This window comes from Lysinibacillus louembei (assembly GCF_033880585.1).
Classification (GTDB): domain Bacteria; phylum Bacillota; class Bacilli; order Bacillales_A; family Planococcaceae; genus Metasolibacillus; species Metasolibacillus louembei.
On record NZ_CP137624.1, the window covers coordinates 2,427,571 to 2,449,260 of the forward strand.

At 39.0% G+C, this 21,690-nt stretch carries 19 protein-coding genes; 16 read left to right on the forward strand and 3 right to left on the reverse strand.

What is annotated here, in order from left to right:
- The first annotated feature begins 6 nt into the window (after positions 1-6).
- The 8 genes from dnaE to R6U77_RS12180 all read left to right on the forward strand — a co-directional run bounded on the left by dnaE (position 7) and on the right by R6U77_RS12180 (position 10,516).
- Positions 7-3,039, forward strand: a complete 3,033-nt coding sequence (dnaE, locus tag R6U77_RS12145) for a DNA polymerase III subunit alpha (protein WP_319835834.1) — start codon at positions 7-9, stop codon at positions 3,037-3,039.
- A gap of 439 nt (positions 3,040-3,478) precedes the next feature.
- Positions 3,479-4,114 (forward strand): FadR/GntR family transcriptional regulator, encoded by a 636-nt coding sequence (locus R6U77_RS12150; RefSeq protein WP_319835835.1) that lies wholly within the window; start codon positions 3,479-3,481, stop codon positions 4,112-4,114.
- A 12-nt stretch (positions 4,115-4,126) separates the two neighbouring features.
- Positions 4,127-4,996, forward strand: a complete 870-nt coding sequence (gene accD, locus R6U77_RS12155; RefSeq protein ID WP_319835836.1) for an acetyl-CoA carboxylase, carboxyltransferase subunit beta — start codon at positions 4,127-4,129, stop codon at positions 4,994-4,996.
- The gene (gene accA / locus R6U77_RS12160; protein WP_319835837.1) at positions 4,989-5,945 is read left to right on the forward strand and encodes an acetyl-CoA carboxylase carboxyl transferase subunit alpha; all 957 of its coding nucleotides are present in this window, start codon (positions 4,989-4,991) and stop codon (positions 5,943-5,945) included. Before accD ends, accA begins: the two co-directional genes overlap by 8 nt.
- A gap of 89 nt (positions 5,946-6,034) precedes the next feature.
- Positions 6,035-7,102: a branched-chain amino acid aminotransferase gene (locus R6U77_RS12165; protein ID WP_293928693.1), complete on the forward strand. Its 1,068-nt coding sequence runs from the start codon at positions 6,035-6,037 to the stop codon at positions 7,100-7,102.
- A gap of 179 nt (positions 7,103-7,281) precedes the next feature.
- Positions 7,282-8,241, forward strand: coding sequence for a 6-phosphofructokinase (pfkA, locus tag R6U77_RS12170; protein ID WP_319835838.1), 960 nt, complete (start codon positions 7,282-7,284; stop codon positions 8,239-8,241).
- 27 nt (positions 8,242-8,268) lie between these two features.
- Positions 8,269-10,029 carry a pyruvate kinase gene (pyk, locus tag R6U77_RS12175; protein ID WP_293928697.1) on the forward strand — a complete coding sequence of 587 codons (1,761 nt, stop codon included), beginning with the start codon at positions 8,269-8,271 and terminating at the stop codon, positions 10,027-10,029.
- A gap of 97 nt (positions 10,030-10,126) precedes the next feature.
- Positions 10,127-10,516: an FxsA family protein gene (locus R6U77_RS12180; RefSeq protein WP_319835839.1), complete on the forward strand. Its 390-nt coding sequence runs from the start codon at positions 10,127-10,129 to the stop codon at positions 10,514-10,516.
- On the opposite strand, the gene R6U77_RS12185 is transcribed toward R6U77_RS12180, so the two are convergent.
- Positions 10,500-11,468 (reverse strand): AI-2E family transporter, encoded by a 969-nt coding sequence (locus R6U77_RS12185; RefSeq protein ID WP_319835840.1) that lies wholly within the window; start codon positions 11,466-11,468, stop codon positions 10,500-10,502. The two genes, R6U77_RS12180 and R6U77_RS12185, sit on opposite strands and share 17 nt — an antisense overlap.
- A gap of 223 nt (positions 11,469-11,691) precedes the next feature.
- Here R6U77_RS12185 and citZ point away from each other — a divergent pair, with 223 nt between their 5' ends.
- From citZ to mdh, 3 genes are all read left to right on the forward strand, one after another.
- Positions 11,692-12,807, forward strand: a complete 1,116-nt coding sequence (gene citZ / locus R6U77_RS12190) for a citrate synthase (protein WP_293928703.1) — start codon at positions 11,692-11,694, stop codon at positions 12,805-12,807.
- 163 nt (positions 12,808-12,970) lie between these two features.
- Positions 12,971-14,236: an NADP-dependent isocitrate dehydrogenase gene (gene icd / locus R6U77_RS12195; RefSeq protein WP_293928705.1), complete on the forward strand. Its 1,266-nt coding sequence runs from the start codon at positions 12,971-12,973 to the stop codon at positions 14,234-14,236.
- Positions 14,237-14,499: 263 nt separating this feature from the next.
- Complete coding sequence (gene mdh / locus R6U77_RS12200) at positions 14,500-15,441, forward strand: malate dehydrogenase (RefSeq protein WP_319835841.1); 942 nt, start codon at positions 14,500-14,502, stop codon at positions 15,439-15,441.
- 84 nt (positions 15,442-15,525) lie between these two features.
- On the opposite strand, the gene R6U77_RS12205 is transcribed toward mdh, so the two are convergent.
- Positions 15,526-15,960 carry a hypothetical protein gene (locus R6U77_RS12205; RefSeq protein WP_319835842.1) on the reverse strand — a complete coding sequence of 145 codons (435 nt, stop codon included), beginning with the start codon at positions 15,958-15,960 and terminating at the stop codon, positions 15,526-15,528.
- Between the two features lie 22 nt (positions 15,961-15,982).
- Complete coding sequence (locus R6U77_RS12210; protein ID WP_293928710.1) at positions 15,983-16,477, reverse strand: hypothetical protein; 495 nt, start codon at positions 16,475-16,477, stop codon at positions 15,983-15,985.
- Positions 16,478-16,660: 183 nt separating this feature from the next.
- On the opposite strand from R6U77_RS12210, the gene R6U77_RS12215 reads away from it, so the two are divergent.
- The 5 genes from R6U77_RS12215 (at position 16,661) to hflC (ending at position 21,583) form a co-directional block, all read left to right on the forward strand.
- Positions 16,661-17,098, forward strand: coding sequence for a MaoC/PaaZ C-terminal domain-containing protein (locus tag R6U77_RS12215; protein WP_319835843.1), 438 nt, complete (start codon positions 16,661-16,663; stop codon positions 17,096-17,098).
- 45 nt (positions 17,099-17,143) lie between these two features.
- A complete protein-coding gene (locus R6U77_RS12220; protein ID WP_293928712.1) occupies positions 17,144-17,854 on the forward strand; it encodes a response regulator transcription factor in 711 nt (236 codons plus the stop codon).
- On the forward strand, positions 17,851-19,398 hold the full coding sequence (gene pnpS, locus R6U77_RS12225) for a two-component system histidine kinase PnpS (protein ID WP_319835844.1): 1,548 nt from the start codon (positions 17,851-17,853) through the stop codon (positions 19,396-19,398). Before R6U77_RS12220 ends, pnpS begins: the two co-directional genes overlap by 4 nt.
- A 209-nt stretch (positions 19,399-19,607) precedes the next feature.
- Positions 19,608-20,564 (forward strand): FtsH protease activity modulator HflK, encoded by a 957-nt coding sequence (gene hflK, locus R6U77_RS12230; protein ID WP_293926094.1) that lies wholly within the window; start codon positions 19,608-19,610, stop codon positions 20,562-20,564.
- Entirely contained in the window at positions 20,561-21,583 is a 1,023-nt protein-coding gene (gene hflC, locus R6U77_RS12235; RefSeq protein WP_319835845.1) for a protease modulator HflC, read from the forward strand. The genes hflK and hflC overlap by 4 nt, the downstream gene beginning before the upstream one ends.
- Positions 21,584-21,690: the final 107 nt, after the last annotated feature.

The following is a 21,690-nucleotide window of genomic DNA, read 5'->3' on the forward strand; positions in this document are numbered from 1 at the left end:
AGCGAAATGGTCGTTTATCCACAAATCAGAACGAGCGCGGATTTATTGAAAAGTACGATACGGATTGAAGCGCTTATCCCTTTTTTACAGCAGCAAAAGGCAGAGGCATGCGCCATCGTGAATTCGAGGCTATATGGTCTTCTGCCTTTTTGGCACGAGATGAGGAAAGCGGGCATTCGTCCTGTTATAGGGCTGACAGTGAATGTACAATTTGCAGAGGAAATCCATCTGCCGATTATTTTATATGCTCAAAATAATGTTGGCTATCGTCATTTATTGAAAATTAGTAGCAGTGTGGCAATTCGCAAGGATGAGACGCTGCCATTACGCTGGCTAGCAGGTTATGCAGAAGGCTGTATTGCGGTGATTCCTGTATTAGCTAACAAGGCAATATGGCTAGAGCAGCGCCAGTTTATAGAGCAGCTTCAGCAATTATTTACAGCGCGTTTATTGCTAGGCATTGAAAGGCTGGCAGTTTCAGCTGAGCGTGAGCCAGAAGCCATCCAGCTGAGCGAGCATTTGAGGCTGCCGATTATGGCGATACATGAAAGCACATTTCTGGCGAAGGATGATCATTTTGCTTATGAAGTAGCACGCGCAATTGATACAGGTGTGAAAGAACGTTTAACCGCGCATTTGAAATTAAAGCACCGCTATGTATTGACGCAATACGAGTGGCAGCAATTTTTCGCAGATCGCCCCGACTGGCTGAAGCAAACAGAGCAAGTTTTAATGAGCTGTCATGTCACGTTGGAGCAGCATGAAACATTGATGCCAAAATTCCCAGTAAGCAATGGACAAACAGCAGAGCAGCTATTATATGCACAGGTGTTAAAAGGTTTGCAGCAACGCTTGCAAAGTACCCAAATTCCTGCCTCCTATGAGCAGCGCATGCGACATGAATTACATGTCATTTGTACGATGGGCTATGCCGATTATTTTTTAATTGTGGAAGACTTTATGCGCTTTGCAAGAGAGCAGCAAATTTTAACGGGTCCAGGAAGGGGCTCCTCAGCTAGCTCACTCGTTGCTTATGCCTTGCATATTACACAAGTAGATCCATTGCAATATGATTTATTATTTGAGCGTTTTTTAAACCCGGAGCGTATTACATTGCCTGATATCGATATCGATTTTGTTGATACGAAAAGGCAGGAAGTCATTCAATATGTAGCAAATAAATATGGGCAGCAGCATGTGGCGCAAATTATTACATTTGGGACATTGTCAGCAAAGGCGGTCGCAAGAGATGTAGCGAGAATGCTGGAGTTTGAACAAGCAGAGCTTGAGCAAATTTCGAAAATGCTACCGAATAAGCCTGGCACGATGCTGCAAGATGTTTATAATGAATCTTCAAGCTTGCGTCAATGGATACAGCAAAAGCCTGAGCGTGAGCGTTGGTTTGCCGCGGCTAAAAAGCTTGAAGGCTTGCCACGTAATGCCTCTACACACGCGGCTGGTGTTGTTTTAAGTCCTATACCTCTTGTAGAAGTTGTGCCGATTGAAGAAGGGCATGACCAAATTTTTTTAACGCAATGGCCAATGCAGGAAGTAGAGCAAGCGGGCTTATTAAAAATGGACTTTTTAGGCTTGCGCAATTTAACAATTTTAGAGCAAATTCGTCGTTCTGTGTATTATACGCATGGACAGGATATTCAATTTGAAAATATTCCATTGCAGGATATGCAAACGTTTGAATTGCTACAAGCAGGAGATACAGCGGGTATTTTCCAATTGGAATCGGAGGGGATGCGCCAAGCGTTAAGAGAAATCAAGCCAACGCATTTTTTAGATATTGTAGCGGTCAATGCCCTATATCGTCCAGGACCGATGGACTTTATTGCAACATATGCGCGCAGAAAGCATGGGCAGGAACAAGTAACATCGCTGCATCCAGCGCTTGAGCCGATACTGCGAGAAACATACGGTGTTTTAATTTATCAGGAGCAAATTATGCGCATTGCGCACGTCATGGCAGGGTTTTCAATTGGAGAAGCCGATGTTTTGCGTCGTGCTGTTAGTAAAAAAAAGCGTGAGGAGCTAGAGCATCAGCGTGAACGTTTTATTCAAGGTGCGCAGCAAAAAGGCTACGACCCACAAGTGGCGAATGAGGTGTATGCGTTAATTGTACGCTTTGCCGATTATGGTTTCCCAAAAAGTCATGCGGTTGCATATAGCTTAATTTCATATCAAATGGCGTATTTAAAGGCACACTATCCTGTGAATTTTTATGCAGCATTACTAACAAATGCGACAGGTAATACAGATAAGCTAGTGCAAATTTTAATGGAGGCAAAGGCGAAAGGAATAACGATTTTACCACCGTCTATTCAAAAAAGTGAGCGCCATTTTAAAGTGGAAAATGGACAAATTCGCTATAGCCTATCAGCGATAAAAGGCGTGCCACAGCCTTTTTTAAAAAGCCTATTGGACGCTAGAAAAAACAGAGAAGCACCGTTTAAAGATTTATTTGATTTAGCTAGCTCACTTTCAACCGCTGTCTTTCAAGAAAAGACAATTGAACCGTTGATTAAAGCAGGTGCGTTAGATGATTTTAATTTGGATCGAGCTGTGTTGCTCGCTTCCATCGAGGCTGCGAGAAAGCATGTAGATTTTAACGTAGGTAAACCGAAATTAGGCGCAGCGGAGCCTTTATCACAGCAGCAAAAGCTACAATATGAAAAAGAAGTGCTTGGCTTGTATTTGTCAGAGCATCCATTAACTAAATGGCGCACAACGGTTCAAACAACGGCAACGGTATATAATTTGAAGCAGCAGCGTGATGGACAATATGTAAAAATGCTTGGAGTCACGGCAGAAATTAAGCAAATTCGCACGAAAAAGGGCGAGCTCATGGCATTTGTCGAGCTACAAGATGAATATGGTAGCATTTCCGCTACGCTGTTTCCGAAGGAGTTTACTGCTGTACAGCAGCAGCTTATGTTAGATCATATCGCTTATGTGGAAGGTATTTTAGAGTTTCGCTTTGGAAAACCACAATTGAAAGTGAAAAATATGCGGATACAAGTGATGCAATAAAAGATGAAAACTGTGCTAAGTGTAATTTTTTGTACTTGGCACAGTTTTTTCTTTACTTTTGATGAAATCTTTTGTATATTGTAAATGTGCAAAAAGTGGTCAGACCACTTTTGCGCCTTAAAAATCGCACCTATAAGTAAAAAGCATAGAGGGTATGTAGATGACTGCTACATGCTCTCTATCATTTGCACGGCTGATTTACATAATAAAATCAATTGCACTATGGTGTAATTGCGTCCAGATTTTACAAGTATGCTCGCAGTAGAAGTTAACCTAAAACCGTCACACACATGCCAACGGTTAACTGACCTGCATCGTGCAGACCTCTTCTTCAAAATCTGTGACATCTGCCAGATGCTTTATCGTGATTCAGCGGGTGTCTTAACACCCGTTGAATCATGATAAATAGTGACGATATGAAGGGAAAATATCGACATTTATGAATGAAAACAAAAAAATGTTTATGCAAATTGTCAAAGAGCTTCGAACGTTGATTCGCGAGCAGCATATTGAGCCGGGCGATAAATTGCCATCAGAGCGCGTTTTATCAGAGCAGCTAGGTGTAGGTAGGTCTTCGGTACGTGAAGCTTTGCGCAGCTTGGAGCTGCTTGGGTTAATCGAAACAAGACACGGCGGTGGAACGTTTTTAGCATCTGTTCATCATCATCAATTAATTGAAATATTATCTTCTTTTATTTTGCAGGAAACAAAATCGATTGAGGATGTTCATGCAACGCGAGAGATGCACGAGCGCGAAGCAATTCGCATTATTTGTAGGAGCAAAGCTTTGCGCAATTTGCCAGTATGGGAAAGCCTATTTATTAAAGTGGAGCTACAGCAGGAGCTTGTACGAGAGGATATTTTGCGAGAATGCATAATTGCCTCCAATAATCGACTTTCATTAAAAATATGGCTACAGCTATTAGCTTATAGTGCACAAACGTTTAAGCAATTTGTCACAGCGCAAGAAAAAAAGGCGCTGCAAATGTTTATAAAATCATTGCAGATGGGCTACATAAAAGAAGCCATCATCGCATACGAAGAATGGATAGAAATTATTCAGGATGGAAGATAAGGAGGACATCAAGTGGCAATACGAGATATATTTTCAGTAAACAGAAAGAAACAAAAAGGTAGCTTTAGTGCAACAAAGGAAAAGGATTTTCCAGAGGATTTAATGACGAAATGTCCAGAGTGTCGAAAAATTCATGTGACAAAAGCGGTGGAGCAAAATTTAAAAGTTTGTCCGAATTGTCAGCATCATTTAAAGCTAACAGCACAGGAGCGTGTTGCCATCTTTTTAGATGAAGGTAGCTTCACATCTTTTGATGACCATTTACAAACGACAAATCCCTTAGGCTTCCCAGCGTATGTGGAGAAAATTGAAGTAGATAAAAAGAAAACGGGCTTGAATGAGGCAGTTTTAACAGGTGTTGGTACGCTAAAGGGCGAGCAAGTCGTTGTCGCAATCATGGATTCTCATTTCCGCATGGGCTCTATGGGCTCTGTGGTAGGAGAAAAAATTACACGCGCAATTGAAAAGGCAACAGAGCTAAAAGTGCCATTTATTATTTTCACAGCAAGCGGTGGCGCACGTATGCAAGAAGGTGTGCTATCTCTTATGCAAATGGCCAAAACGAGCGTTGCTTTAAGCCGTCATAGTGAAATGGGCTTGTTATACATTTCGATTTTGACACATCCAACAACTGGTGGTGTATCTGCAAGCTTTGCGTCAGTTGGAGATTTCAATATTGCAGAGCCACAAGCACTTATCGGCTTTGCTGGTCGTCGTGTTATTGAGCAGACGGTACGTGAAAAGCTACCTGATGACTTCCAAACAGCGGAATTTTTATTAGCACATGGACAATTGGATGCTATTTTCCATCGCCATGAAATGCGTGATAAAGTAGCGACGATTGTCAAGTTACATCGCAAGGAGGAAGCAGCAAATGTCTAAAACTATGCCATTTGAAGAACCTGTTATTAAATTACGTGAAAAAATAGATGAATTAAAAAGTATTGCACAAGATGCTGATGTAGATATGAGCGGTGAAATTGCCACACTTGAAGCGCGTCTTTCACAGCTAGAAACGTCTATCTACTCAAATATGGCGCCATGGGACCGCGTACAAGTAGCTCGCCATCCAGAGCGTCCGACAACATTAGCTTATATTGAAGCGATCTTTGAGGATTTCATCGAATTACACGGTGACCGCTTATATGGAGATGATGAGGCCATTGTTGGAGGTATTGCCTCATTTGATGGACAGCCGATAACGATTATCGGTCATCAGCGTGGAAAAACGACGAAGGAAAATATTCGTCGCAATTTCGGTATGCCACATCCAGAGGGGTATCGTAAAGCACTACGCTTAATGAAGCAGGCGGAAAAATTTAAGCGTCCTATTATCTGCTTTATTGATACGAAGGGGGCTTACCCAGGAAAGGCTGCTGAGGAGCGTGGGCAAAGCGAAGCGATTGCACGTAACTTAATTGAAATGGCAGGCTTAAAAGTACCTGTTATTAGCGTTGTTATCGGTGAAGGAGGAAGTGGTGGTGCGTTAGCATTAGGTGTGGCAAATCGCATTTTAATGCTTGAAAACTCCACATACTCTGTTATTTCTCCAGAGGGTGCGGCATCTATTTTATGGAAGGATGCAAGCTTGGCGAAGCAAGCAGCAGAGGCAATGAAAATTACGGCACCAGATTTAATGGATATGAAGATTATCGATGCCATTATTCCAGAAGTAGCAGGTGGTGCACATCGTGATATTGAAAAGCAGGCAGGCACAATGAAGGAGCATTTAACATCAACACTTGCAGAGCTAGCGTTATTAAATGAAGAAGAGCTTGTGCAAGATCGCTATGAAAAATTTAAGGCAATTGGTCAATTTGTTGAAAATTAAAAAATAATCAGAATTTATAGCATACAATGTTAGAAAAGCGTGTTAGGATAGACATATACTTATTTTTTTAGTGAACAGGGGATAGCAATATGTCATCAATTATCACAACACAACTTACAACAACGCCAAAGCAAAAGCCTGCTACCGAGCAGCTAGGCTTTGGCAAACATTTTACAGACCATATGTTTATCATGGATTATACGGAGGGGCAAGGCTGGCATGATGCACGCATTATTCCATATCAGCCGCTAGCACTAGATCCGTCAGCGATGATTTTCCATTATGGGCAATCTGTTTTTGAAGGAATGAAAGCTTATAAAACAGCTGCTGGTGATGTGCAATTATTCAGACCAGAGCGTAACTTCAAGCGTTTAAATGCCTCTAATGAGCGCTTATGTATTCCAGCAGTTGATGAGCAATTTGCACTTGATGCATTAAAGCAGCTTTTAGCGATTGATAGAGAGTGGGTTCCAAGCGAGCCTGGCACATCGCTCTATATTCGACCATTTATTTTCGCAACAGAGCCATTTTTAGGCGTTGCACCATCAAAAAACTATCACTTCATTATTATTATGTCTCCTGTAGGTGCATATTATAGTGAGGGGATTAATCCAGTTAAAATTTTAGTAGAAAAGCAATATGTGCGTGCTGTTATTGGCGGAACGGGTGAAGCAAAAACAGGTGGTAACTATGCAAATGGTTTAAAGGCACAGGAAATTGCAAGCAAGGAAGGCTACTCGCAAATTTTATGGCTGGATGGTAAGGAAAATCGCTATATTGAAGAAGTGGGAAGCATGAATATTTTCTTCAAAATTAATGGCAAAGTGATTACACCTGCTTTAAATGGTAGTATTTTGCCAGGCATTACGCGCGATTCAATGCTACATTTATTAAAAGCAAAAAATATTGATGTAGAAGAGCGTCGCATTACAATTGATGAAGTAGTGCAAGCATTTGAGGAAGGAACGTTGGAAGAAGCCTTCGGTGCTGGAACAGCTGCAGTTATCTCACCTATTGGGGAGCTAAAATGGCAAAATAGGAAGTTGACAGTAAATGATGGTCAAATTGGCGCAGTAACACAAATGCTCTATGATACATTAACAGGCATTCAGAACGGTACGATGGAAGACCCATTCGGTTGGATTGTTAAACTATAATAGCAAAAAATGTTTAAAGCCAAGGCTGTTCAGAAATAATATATTCTGAACAGCTATTTTAAATGAACAACGTATTATATTATTTTTTTGTAAAATAGCAAATGGAATCGCATTGAATGCTTACATAAAACGTACATTCGTGATAATGTGATAGTAGCGTTATTTTAGGAGGGACTTTTATGAAAAAAATAGCTGTTTTAACAAGTGGTGGAGATGCACCAGGTATGAATGCGGCAATTCGTGCGGTTGTTCGTAAAGCGCATTATCATAAAATAGATGTTGTAGGTGTTTACTACGGCTATGAAGGGCTTTATAATGGTAAGTTCGAGCCGCTTGATTTAGGTTCGGTAGGTGGCATTATTCAACGCGGTGGTACAATGCTTTACTCGGCACGTTTCCCTGAATTTAAAGAGGAGGAAATACAAAATAAAGCAATTGAAAACTTGCGCAATCAAGGAATTGATGGCTTAGTTGTTATTGGTGGGGACGGCTCATACCGAGGTGCGATGGCATTAACGGAAAAAGGCTTCCCATGTGTAGGAATTCCAGGAACGATTGATAATGATATTCCAGGTACAGAGTACACAATTGGCTTTGATACAGCGCTTAATACAGCAGTAGAAGCAATCGATAAAATTCGTGATACAGCGACAAGCCACGAAAATACATTTATTGTAGAGGTAATGGGGCGTAATGCAGGCGATATCGCACTTTGGACAGGGCTAGCAGCAGGTGCAGAGACGGTCTTGATTCCGGAAGAGGAATTCGAAATTGAAGATATTGTAGCACGCCTTGAGCGCAGTGCTGCGCGTGGTAAACGTCATAGTATTATTATCGTTGCAGAAGGAGTAATGCCTGGACATAAGCTCGGGAAAATTTTAGAAGAGCGAACAGGTGTCCAAATTCGCGTCTCTGTATTAGGGCATATGCAAAGAGGTGGTGCACCATCAGCACGCGATCGTGTATTAGCGGGAAGATTAGGTGCGAAGGCAGTAGAGCTTTTACTTGAAGGAAAAGGTGGACGCGCTGTAGGTATTCATAATCATGCCGTTGTGGACTATGATTTAAAAGAGGCTTATGAAAATAAACATAAAGCAGATGTCAGCCTATACACATTATCAAAAGAATTATCAATTTAATTTGAAGCAAATGGAGAGAGTGAACTTATGAGAAAAACGAAAATAGTATGTACAATTGGACCGGCAAGTGAATCTCCAGAAATGTTGGAAAGCCTAATTAAAGCAGGTATGAACGTAGCGCGATTAAATTTCTCGCATGGTTCGCATGAAGAGCATGCAGTACGTATTGCAGCAATTCGTGAAGCTGCTAAAAATGTAGGTCAGCCTGTAGGGATTTTACTGGATACAAAAGGGCCAGAAATTCGTACACATACAATGGAAAATGGTGAGCTACATTTAGTAACAGGCCAAGTAATTGATATTTCAATGACAGAAGTTGTTGGAACATCCACTAGCTTCTCTGTTACATATTCAGAATTAATCAATGATGTTGACCAAAACGATATCATTTTATTAGACGATGGTTTAATTGAATTACGCGTATTAGCCAAAGATATTGAAAAGGGCTTAATCCATACAATCGTTGAAAATGCAGGCGTATTAAAAAATAAAAAAGGTGTGAATGTTCCTGGCGTATCCATCAAATTACCAGGGATTACAGAAAAAGATGCACAGGACATCTTATTCGGTATCGAGCAAGAGATTGATTTTATTGCAGCATCCTTTGTACGTACAGCAAGCGATGTTTTAGAAATTCGCGAGCTATTAGAGCAAAATAACGGTAGCCATATTCAAATCATTCCAAAAATCGAAAACCAAGAAGGGGTGGATAATATTGATGAAATTATCCAAGTATCTGATGGTTTAATGGTTGCACGTGGAGATTTAGGTGTGGAAATCCCAGCAGAAGAAGTACCGCTTGTACAAAAATCGCTTATTTCAAAATGTAATCATGCAGCAAAACCGGTTATTACAGCAACACAAATGCTAGACTCAATGCAACGCAATCCACGTCCAACACGCGCTGAAGCGAGCGATGTAGCGAATGCCATTATCGATGGAACAGATGCAATTATGCTATCTGGTGAAACAGCAGCAGGTCTTTACCCATTAGAATCTGTACAAACTATGAATAAAATCGCAGAGCGCACTGAGCAATCATTGGATTATCGCTCAATTGTTTCGAAGCATAGCCGTGGAAAAGAAGCGAATATGACAGAGGCCATTTCACAAGCGGTTGCTTATACATCGCTTAATTTAGGTATTAAAGCTGTATTAGCACCAACAGAAAGTGGTAACACGGCAAAAATGATTGCAAAATATCGTCCAGGAGTGCATATTGTAGCAGTAACAGGCTCTAAAAATACGGCACAGCTTTTAACATTAGTGTGGGGCGTCAAACCAATTTTATGTCAACGTGCTAAAACAACGGATGAAATTTTAGAGCTATCTGTTGATGAATCATTAAAGCATGGCTTTGTTGACCACGGTGATGTTGTTGTTATTACAGCAGGTGTTCCTGTTGGTGAAGCAGGTACAACAAACTTGATGAAAGTACACGTTATTGGTGATTTACTTGCACGTGGACAAGGTGTCGGCAAAGCATCAGTAGTCGGCAAAGCATTAGTTGCAAACAATGCAGCAGAGGCATTAGCGTATGATGCAGAAGGTGCAATTTTAGTAACGATTGGTACAGATCGCGAAATGATGCCAGCTATTGAGAAATGTGCAGGTATTATTACGGAGGAAGGCGGCTTAACGAGCCATGCAGCAGTTGTCGGCTTAAGCCTTGGCATTCCTGTTATCGTAGGGGTAAAGGATGCACTTGAGCTTATCCGTCAAGGACAAGAAATTACAATGGATGCCGAAACAGGCGTTATTTATAAAGGACACGCAAGCGTTCTATAAAGAAAAAATGTCTGAAAAGATAACCTCTTTTCAGACATTTTTTGTATGTGAAACTTTTTTGCTAATAGTTCGTAATACATAAGTAGGAGGTGCTCGTATGCCAAAAATATTACTTATTTTTATTATCGCTAGCTTCGCAGAAATCGCTACATTTATTATTGTAGGCAAATGGCTAGGTGTCTTTGCGACATTGCTGCTAGTTATTGCGACAAGCCTTATCGGTGCCTTTATTTTGAAAAATAAAGGATTAAAATCATTCCAATCACTTCAGCAAAGCATCGCTCAAGGAAAAGCACCAGGCGTTGCTGTTATAGAGACCTTTGCCTTATTCATTAGTGGTGTGCTGTTACTATTACCAGGCTTTTTAACGGATTTAATCGGCTTGTTATTGTTAATGCCAATTACTCGTAAACTATGTCAGCCACTTATTTTTAGCTGGGTAAGAAGAAGAATGAAAAATAGTCAAATTATTATCGAGCAAAAATAGATTTTTCACTTATTTTAACTGCAATCAAGAGGAAAAATGGGCTTAGTAAAATGCCATATACACCAAATAAAAGGATGGAGGCAGCGCTAATTACGAAGGAATGAACCATGCGTAATTGAAAGGTAGATGCCCAAACGATAGATTCTACAAGCTGTCTCGATAGTTGGATAAAAAGATAAAGCGCAATCAATGCAATGGCCAGCCCTTTTTGACCGACAATAAAAAAGTAAATCATTAATGGAATAAGAAAAATGCCAATTCCGAAAAACGGTAATGCATCTGCAAAGGATATTAAAAGTGCCTTACTAATTGGACTTTCAAAGCCCAATAAATAAAAGCCAATGCTTAATAACACAAAGGTCATAATAAATAATTGCAGCGTCACGAATAAAAAATAAGAAAAAATATGTAAAGCGCGCTTGAAGTAATGTTGCCATTCAGCGCGATATTTTTTCGGTACATAAACGAAAAACCATAGGCGATTTTTTCTTGATTCGAACAACGAAAAATAGAAAACGATTAAGAAAATAAAAAACTCAAATAAATAGCCAAAAGTATGCTGTGCAATGCTGACGAGAGACATCATGATAGAGTCGATAAAGGAAAATGACTTTTCGAGCAAAAGTGGAAAAAATACCACATCGGCATATTCTGTAGAAAATGTATCTAAGTGCATTTTAAAATATGGAATGAGCGTTAATAAGCTTTGAAAAAGGATGGCAGATAGTTGATAAATAATAAAGAAACATAGGGCAGTCGTTAAAGTGATGCTGATTAAAATAGGTAGATGAAATTTCTTATAAAAAAATTGTACAACTGGGTACAGTAGGTATGCACAAAGTAAAGCTAAGGAAATCGGTAGTAAAAGAAATGCTAGTAATAAATAACTAGCGACGACTAAATACTTTATCATGTTATCAACTGTTAAAAATTTTAAATGAGCATTATGCAACCATTTTCACCCCTCTAAAGTTTATGTTATTTTTTTCTCTTTTAATGATTGTTTTTTATACCTCATGCATTTTTTTCTTAAAATAGTTTCTTTTCATTCACAAAGCCGTCAAAATTGATTATAATGGTTTATGTAAGCGATTTACTTATAGGTTCATATAGTTAATGAAATTTAGTGTGTACAAACACTAATACAGTCAACAAAAATGAGGGAGCGATTATTTATGACAGCAACACGTGGTTTAGAAGGTATCGTAGCAGCGGAGTCTAAAATTAGTTCAATTATTGATGATACACTTACATATGTAGGGTACAATATTGATGATTTAGCAGACAATGCAAGCTTTGAAGAAGTAGTTTATTTATTATGGCATACTCGTTTACCAAAAGCGGACGAGCTTGCTGAATTAAAACAACAATTAGCTGATAACATGGCAGTACCACAAGCTATTCTTGATCAGTTTAAAACATACCCATTAAATACAGTACACCCAATGGCAGCTTTACGTACAGCTGTATCATTATTAGGTGTATTCGATGAAGAAGCAGATGTAATGGAGCCAGAAGCAAACTACCGTAAAGCAATTCGTCTACAAGCGAAAATTGCAACTGTAGTAACAGCATTCTCTCGTATTCGTAAAGGCTTAGAGCCAGTAGCACCAAAAGCTGGTCTTAGCTATGCAGCGAACTTCTTGTACATGTTAAAAGGTGAAGAGCCAGCAGAAATCGAAATCGAAGCATTTGACAAAGCGTTAGTATTACATGCTGACCATGAATTAAATGCATCTACATTTACTGCACGTGTATGTGTAGCGACACTTTCTGATGTATATTCAGGTGTAACGGCTGCAATCGGCGCATTAAAAGGTCCTTTACATGGTGGCGCAAACGAGCAAGTAATGAAAATGTTATCTGAAATTGGTTCACTTGATAATGTTGAAGCATGGGTACAAAACAAATTAGATAACAAAGAAAAAATCATGGGCTTCGGTCACCGCGTATACCGCAAAGGCGACCCACGTGCACCGCATTTACGCGTTATGTCTGAAAAATTAACAAAGCTAACAGGCAAACCAGAATTATACGACATGTCTGTTAAAATCCATGACATGATCGTAGAGCAAAAGAAATTACCAGCAAACGTAGATTTCTTCTCTGCATCAGTATATGATTCATTAGGTATTGAGCATGACTTATTCACACCAATCTTTGCTGTGTCACGTACATCTGGTTGGGTAGCACATATTTTAGAGCAATATGCAAACAACCGTTTAATCCGTCCACGTGCAGAGTATGTTGGACCAGGCATGCAAAAATATGTTCCAATTGAAGAGCGTTAATTTTTCATAAATAAGTTAAAAATGTGTGTTTCACACTCGTACAGGTTGCGACTTATCGCAATTTTACGACAGCAAATGCGCAATATTAAAAAATATGCTAAACTTATCTAGGACTGGGGCGAGTGCACAGTCCTAGATTGACGAATATAGGAGGCAACTATTCATGACTAACGGTAAAATTGTAGTAGAAAACGGCGTGTTAAACGTACCAAACAACCCAGTGATTCCTTTCATCGAGGGCGATGGTATCGGTCCAGATATTTGGGCAGCAGCTTCTCGCGTAATTGATGCAGCGGTAGAAAAAGCATACAATGGCGAAAAGAAAATCGAATGGCTAGAAGTTCTTGCAGGTGAAAAAGCATTCAACCAAACAGGTGAATGGTTACCACAAGAAACTTTAAATAAAATTGACGAGTATTTAATCGCGATTAAAGGACCTTTAACTACACCAATCGGTGGCGGTATCCGTTCTTTAAACGTAGCATTACGTCAAGAATTAGACCTATATGTTTGCTTACGTCCAGTACGTCACTTTGACGGTGTGCCTTCACCAGTAAAACGTCCAGAAGATGTAGACATGGTTATTTTCCGTGAAAATACGGAAGATATTTATGCTGGTATCGAGTACCAAGCTGGTTCTGACGAGCAAAAGAAATTATTAAACTTCTTACAAACTGAATTAGGCGTTAACAAAATCCGCTTCCCAGAAACTTCTGGTTTAGGTATTAAGCCTGTTTCTCAAGAAGGTACAGAGCGTTTAGTGCGTGCTGCAATTGAGTATGCAATCAAACACGACAAACCAACTGTTACTTTAGTACACAAAGGTAACATCATGAAATTCACTGAGGGTGGCTTCAAAAACTGGGGTTACGAATTAGCTGAAAAAGAATTCGCTGATAAAGTATTCACTTGGAACCAATACGATGCAATTAAAGCTGAGCAAGGCGAAGCTGCTGCAAACGAAGCACAAAAAGCTGCTGAAGCTGCTGGCAAAATCATCGTAAAAGATTCTATCGCTGATATTTTCTTACAACAAATTTTAACTCGTCCAACTGAGTTCGATGTAGTTGCTACAATGAACTTAAACGGTGACTATATTTCTGATGCATTAGCTGCACAAGTTGGTGGTATCGGTATCGCACCAGGGGCAAACATTAACTACGTAACTGGTCACGCTATTTTCGAAGCTACTCATGGTACAGCTCCAAAATATGCTGGTCAAGATAAAGTAAACCCATCTTCAGTTTTACTTTCTGGCGTATTAATGCTTGAGCACTTAGGTTGGCAAGAAGCTGCAGATTTAGTAACAAAATCTGTAGAAAAAACAATCTCTTCTAAAGTTGTAACTTACGACTTCGCACGTTTAATGGACGGCGCTACAGAAGTAAAATGCTCTGAATTCGCTAACGAATTAATTAAAAACCTATAAAAGTGAAGGCTGTCGGAAAAATTTTTCCGACAGCTTTTTTATGTGAGAAGTATGCTTTTGAAAAAGAGATTTTGCTAGTTTAAAAATTATGACTCGCACGATAGACAGGGAGTTTCGCACATTAAATGCTATATTTCGCACATTAATTGTCCATATGCCCCTGCTAAATTTGCTGATTTTGCCACTTCTTTTACTTATACAAGTGGTAGTTTTTTGTTAATATAGAACTAGTAAGACATTTCATCAATAGGAGTGGATTGATTATGGCATTAGGACGTAAAAAAATCACGGTAATTGGTAGCGGATTCACTGGCGCAACGGCAGCATTTTTAGCAGCGCAAAAGGAGCTTGGCGATGTTGTATTGTTAGATATTCCACAAGCTGAGAACCCAACAAAAGGGAAGGCACTCGATATGTGGGAGGCAGCACCAATTCAAGGCTATGATGCATATGTAAAAGGAACGGCTGATTATGCTGATACAGCAGATTCAGATATCGTCATCGTAACAGCAGGCGTCGCACGCAAGCCAGGCATGAGCCGCGATGATTTAGTACAGACGAATGAAAAGGTCATGATTGCTGTATCTGAGCAAATTGCGAAGTATTCACCAAATGCAACAGTGCTTGTATTAACAAACCCTGTTGATGCAATGACATATACGGTTTATAAAACAACAGGCTTCCCGAAAAATCGCGTTATCGGTCAATCAGGTGTTTTAGATACAGCCCGCTTCCGCGCATTTATCGCAGAGGAATTAAACATGTCTGTAAAAGATGTAACAGCATTAGTTTTAGGTGGTCATGGCGATACGATGGTACCATTAACACGCTATTCATTCGTAGGTGGTGTACCAATTGAATCATTGATCGCACCAGAACGCTTAGAGGAAATTGTCAACCGCACACGCAATGGTGGTGCAGAAATCGTTAACCTGCTTGGTAACGGCTCTGCCTACTACGCACCAGCAGCGGCAATGATTGAAATGGCTGAAGCGATTATTAAAGACCAAAAACGTGTACTGCCATCAATTGCTTACTTAGAAGGCGAATATGGCTATGAAAACCTTTGCTTAGGTGTACCAACATTATTAGGTGCAAACGGCATAGAAAAAATCTTTGAGCTAGAGTTAACAGAGCAAGAAAAATCAGCGCTCGACTATTCAGCAGAGGCTGTAAAATCGGTGATGGATGTTTTGAGTAAGTAAAATATTATGATAAATAGGATTACCTAGAAAGAATGTTCTTTCAAGGTAGTCCTATTTATATTTTTGGTGTTTTCTATTAAAATTTTATTTTATAGTAACTACAGGCTGTATCTCACTTAGTACATCGATAAAAAAATCAGATGTAATAAAGAGGTGATGTTCCACATTAGGTTGTAAAGTAGCCCTAGCAGAAAAGTTATTATCATACCAAGCTAAAAAATCGGAGTTTTCTACTTTATAAAAAGTAGGGTTGTACATTGGGGGATTCTCCAATAACCCAATAAGCGATTCAATATCTGGTCTTGCCATTTCTTCACAGGAACGAAAAGTAAGTATAGGATAAGGTCTTTCTTCAGGTTTTTTATAAGTAAATGTATATTCAAAGGATGTTTCATAGTCTTTAAATACTAAAATGAAATCTACCTCATATACCATTTTAACAAATAGCATTTCTCGCTCTAATCTACTAAATGGATTTTCTGTTAAGGGCTCCCATAACAACAATTTTTCTTTTGTCACAATATTCATCACCTTTCAAGTTTCAGTCTCCCATAAATCTAACTTTGTCATTACCAAAAGTTAAAGTAGGTCTCTGATTACCAAGTGTTTCTGATGTACTTCTATATAGAGTTACATAACCGCCATCTGTTTGTTTTACATAAGTTATTTTATCTCCGTTGATATGTGTTACGATTTCTCCATTTCCTCCTATTCTATTAAGTTCGGCTCTAGCAGTAGTATAATTTCCACTATTATGATAAATTCTTGTGCTGCCAGATTGATTTGAAAAGACTGAACGTCCTAGTAAACCACCCCAATCAACTTTTGCTTTGCTATAAGGCTTAGAAAATGGAGTAATTATTTGATTATTTATTTCTATATTTGTTGTTGAATTTTCAAAGTTATCATTGGTATAATTTGATGCATTCAAATCATTTACTTCTTCAGCAAAAGTAGAAATAGAAAACAATGTGCTACTTAAGAAAATAAGTGAAACTATTAGCAATACATTTCTAAAAAGTGATTTTTCTCCCATAAAAACAACTCCTTAAAAAATTTGCTTAAATTGTAACCTGACTATTCTGAATTTGTCAATCTGTCATGATAGAGGTAAAGAGTGAATGAAATATTACTTTTACCATAGCCATTCCACAACATTGTACTTTCCACAAAAAATTGATACTATAAAAGTATCGCATAAAGAAGGAGTTGCTTCGTATTGCTACAAAAGAGTAGAAAGCAAGGCAGGTTGATAACGACTTTAACAGTTGGTGAAAAGCTACATATTACAGAAAAAATGGATGATAAAGATTTGTTAATTTATTTAGGCTTAACAAATGATAATAATCCATTATTTATTCAGCATGATTATGCAGCGATTACATCATTTAAGCAGCCGATAGTTCCACAAATTATGTTAAATGGTATTATTACTGCTGCTATTTCTAAGCATCTACCTGGTCCAGGCTCTTATATTTTAGAGCAAACGATAAAATATGTAAGTCCGGCATATCATTATGAAACAGTGGATTTTGTATTGGAAATCGAGCATATTGATGAAATCAAGAATGAAGTGTTAATAGCAGTTACAGCAATTAATAGCGATAAGCTACAACTGTTGGAAGGGAAGCTTAAAGTATCTCCTCCTCTTATATAATGGATTTGGGATGGGGGTTTCAAATCGATGATGGAGGCAAGGGAAATGACGAAAACCATTTTAGTTGTAGAGGATGAATTATCCATCGCAACATTATTACAATATAATTTAGAGCAGGCTGGCTTTCATGTGCTTTTGGCACATGATGGGAAAAAAGGGCTTGATTTAGCGGTTGAAAAGACGCCAGATTTAATGCTGTTAGATTTAATGCTGCCGACAATGGACGGGATGGAAGTGTGCAAGGAATTGCGTAGCTTAAGAATGAACATCCCGATTATTATGTTAACAGCACGCGATGATGAATTTGACAAGGTGCTAGGCTTAGAGCTTGGTGCGGATGATTATATGACAAAGCCCTTCAGTCCACGTGAAGTGATTGCACGTGTGAAGGCTGTGCTTCGCCGTTTCACACCATCTGCATCAGCAGAAGAGGTGAAGACAGGGGAGACGACATATGAATATGGTAGCTTAAAGGTATTCCCAGAGCGCTTCGAGGCATTCTTAAATGAAGAGGCATTGGAATTCACACCAAAGGAATTTGAACTGCTTGTTTATTTATTAGAAAATAAAAATCGCGTTTTAACGCGTGATCAGCTACTAAGCTCTGTATGGAATTATGATTTTGCTGGTGATACGCGTATTGTCGATGTACATATTAGCCATTTACGCGATAAAATCGAGGAAAATAGCCGTAAACCATTATTTATTAAGACGATTCGCGGGCTAGGCTATAAATTTGAGGAGCCAAGAAAATGAGTAAATCGATGAGCAGTCGACTCTTTCTTTCTTTTATTTTACTTGTTACAGCGATTTTTGTTGTTCTAGAGCTTGTAATAGGTCAGCTTTTTCCTTTTTATTTAAATGACTATGTGCAAGTTCAAACAGAAGTTGTGCAGCAAAATGTGACGGAGCTGATTGAGCAAGAAAAGATTGATTTAACCTCGGCTCAGCAAGAAAAATTGCTGCAAGCATATGACGGTGATGTAGATGAAGACTATTTTCACTATATTCGTGTACGCTTGATGCTTGTCCTTATATTTTTATTTGTAATAGCGGTTGCGATTATCGGCTTAGTATCGTATCGAATGGTCAACAACTTTGTAGAGCCGATTGAAGCTGTAACACGTACAGCGCAGGAATTAGCAGTTGGAAACTATTATGCACGTGCGTTTGCAAATGGGCCAAAGACGATTGTAGAGCTACGCAATTCAATCAATGTATTAGCCCGTAATTTGCAGGATATTACAAAAATCCGTGAAATTGAAGAAGAACGTTTGAAAACATTGATTGAAAATATGGGCAGCGCCTTAATGATGATTGACCGAGAAGGCTATATATCCATCGTTAATAAGCAATTTCTTCAACGCTTTGATTTAACATTTGAGCAAGTGCAGGGCAAAAACTTTTTAACGGTTGGTCTGCCCGAAAATTTAGAAGTATTTATTGATCATGTTTTTCTAACGGAACAGCCTTATCAAAAGCAGCTTAAAATGGAATTGCAGCAAGAAATCACACATAAGCTTGTGTATGGAGCGCCCGTTGTTGGGGAGCATGGGCGCTGGCTCGGTGTCGTCTTAGTTATGCATGATGTGACAGAGTTGATTCGTTTGGAGCAAATTCGCAAAGATTTCGTAGCGAATGTTTCACATGAATTGCGCACGCCAATCACTTCAATTAAAGGCTTTTCTGAAACATTATTAGACGGTGCATATAAAGATGAAAGCATGCTGCTATCATTTTTAGAAATTATTTATAAAGAAAGCAATCGCCTTCAGGAATTAATTCACGATTTATTAGAGCTATCCAAAATTGAGCAGCACGGTTTTTCAGTAGCGATTGCTCCGACAAGCTTGCAGGAGGTCATTGCAAGGGTCGTAGATGTCACAAGCCCTCGACTTGATGAAAAAAATATGCAATTTGATATGCAAATAGATCGAGATGTACGTGTACTAGGTGATGAAAACCGGTTAATTCAAATTTTTACGAACTTAATTTCTAATGCAGTTACGTATTCTCCAGATGGCACAACTGTTACAGTGACAATGAAGCAAGGTGCGGAATATGGTATTGTTGAAGTGGAAGATCAAGGTATCGGTATTGAAAAGCATGAAATCGCTCGTGTATTTGAGCGTTTTTATCGAATTGATCGCGCACGGAGCCGCAATTCGGGGGGGACAGGGCTAGGTCTTGCCATTGTAAAGCATTTAGTGGAAGCACATCACGGCAAAATCGTCGTCACAAGCGAGGTAGGGAAAGGAACAAAAATTCAAATCCATTTACCGCTTGCACCATCATCTTAACAAAATCTTTACAATCGCTTTATAAAATCTTAAAAAAACATCTATATAATAAAGCGTAAGAAACCCCATTTCAAAACTATTATATACAGGAAGGCGTCCGGAAATTATCTGGGCGCTTTTTTTATTATTTAAAAAATCAACATAATTCTGAAACCTTTTCGTAGGCTTCTTCGTAAAAAAGCTATAGCAAAATAAAGGGAGGCACATAAATGAGTACAAAGCGTACATTACTAACAATTGCTTTAGGGCTTTTTGCAATATTCGCCATCATCGCTGCTTTTACAACATGGTATACAGTAGATGAGTCTGAGCAAGCGGTTGTTGTGACTTTTGGTAAGTCAGGAGAAACGATTACAGAGTCGGGGCTGCATTTTAAGCTACCATGGCCGATGCAAAAAGTAGAAGTTTTATCGAAGGAAACATTTAGTTTAGAATTTGGCTATAAAGAGCGTTCTCAAGGGGATATGGAGCTATATCCATCCGAAACAAAAATGATTACAGGGGATGAATTTTTCGTTTTAACAGATTTAGTTGTGCAATGGAAAATTACTGATCCAAAAAAGTATTTATTTAATTCAGAGGAGCCAAAGGAGCTATTACATAGTGCGACATCTAGCGCCATTCGTTCCATTATCGGAAACTCTAAAATTGATGCTGCTTTAACGGATGGAAAATCAGAAATTGAATCGAAAACACGTGAGCTATTATCACAATTAATGGAAAAGTACGATGTTGGGATTAGTATATTAGGTGTTAAGCTGCAGGATGTGGAATTACCAAATGAAGAAGTGCGTGCAGCATTTACAGCAGTGACGGATGCACGCGAAACGAAATCGACGAAAATTAACCAAGCAGATAAATATAGAAACCAACGTATTAGTGAAGTGCAAGGGGAAATCGCTGCTATTAAATCTAAGGCTGAGGGACAAAAGGTTGCACGTATTGAGCAGGCGGTAGGAGATGTCGCTGTATTTAAACAGCTTTACAATGAATATAAAGGGAATCAAGCGATTACACGTGAGCGACTTGTATTAGAAACGTTAGAAACGGTATTGCCACAAGCGCAAATTTATATTATGAACGATGATGAAGGTAGTACGATGAAATATTTACCAATCCAGCCAGCTACACCAAAGCCGAAAGAGGAAGGGAGCGATAGTCAATGAGTAACAATAACAACGACGGAGATTTAGAGAAGTTCTTAAAAAAGCTATTGGCAGATAAAACGAAGAAGAAGGGCAAAGTCGTAGACGCAGCAGACGCTGAGCCGAGCACGATTAAAAAAGAAAAGCAGCCTAAAAATATGCGTAAATGGGTTACTTCTGCCTTTATCATCACAGCTATTTTCGCCATTGGCATTATCGCTTTTGCCAATCTTTATATCGTAAAGGAGAATGAATATAAGGTTGTACGCCAATTTGGTGAAGTAGTGAAATATGAGCGCGAGCCTGGGCTGCATATGAAAATACCATTTATTCAAAGTGTGACGACATTACCGAAAAATTTAATGACATATGATATGATGCAGGAAGAAATTAATACGAAGGATAAAAAGCGTATTATTATCGATAATTATGCAGTATGGCGTGTAGTAGATCCAAAGGCGTTGATTTCAAACGCAGGGACGTTACCGAATGCCGAGCGTCGTATGAGTGAATTTATTTATTCAGTTATTCGCACAGAGCTTGGTAAATTAGATTACGGTCAAATTATTAATGATACAGATTCGTCACGCGGTGATATTAATGAAAGCGTTACGCTAAAAGTAAATGAGCTATTAGCCAACGATAACTATGGCATTGAAGTAGTTGATGTACGTATTCGTCGTACAGATTTACCGCCAGAAAATGAGCAAGCAATTTTTACACGTATGATTTCAGAGCGTGAAAAAACAGCACAAACGTATTTATCTGAAGGGGATGCTGCGAAGCGTGAAAAAGAAGCAGCAACAGATCAAGAGGTGCAAACATTGCTAGCAAAGGCAAATAGTGAAGCAGCTGTGACGATTGCCCAAGGGGAAGCTGAGGCGGCAAAAATTTATAACGAAGCCTTTGCACAAGATCCTGAATTTTACTCGCTTTATCGTACGCTAGAATCATATAAGAAGACGATCGGTGATGATACAGTCATTATTTTACCATCAGACTCTCCTTATGCTAGAATACTATCTGGCTACTTAGAATAAATAAATTGACAGGCTATTTGGAAAATGGGCGAATGTCCCATTGTTCAAATAGCCTTTGCTGTTTTAAGTGTGTAACCCCTTTGAAATAAGGCTTTTAAAAATAGATG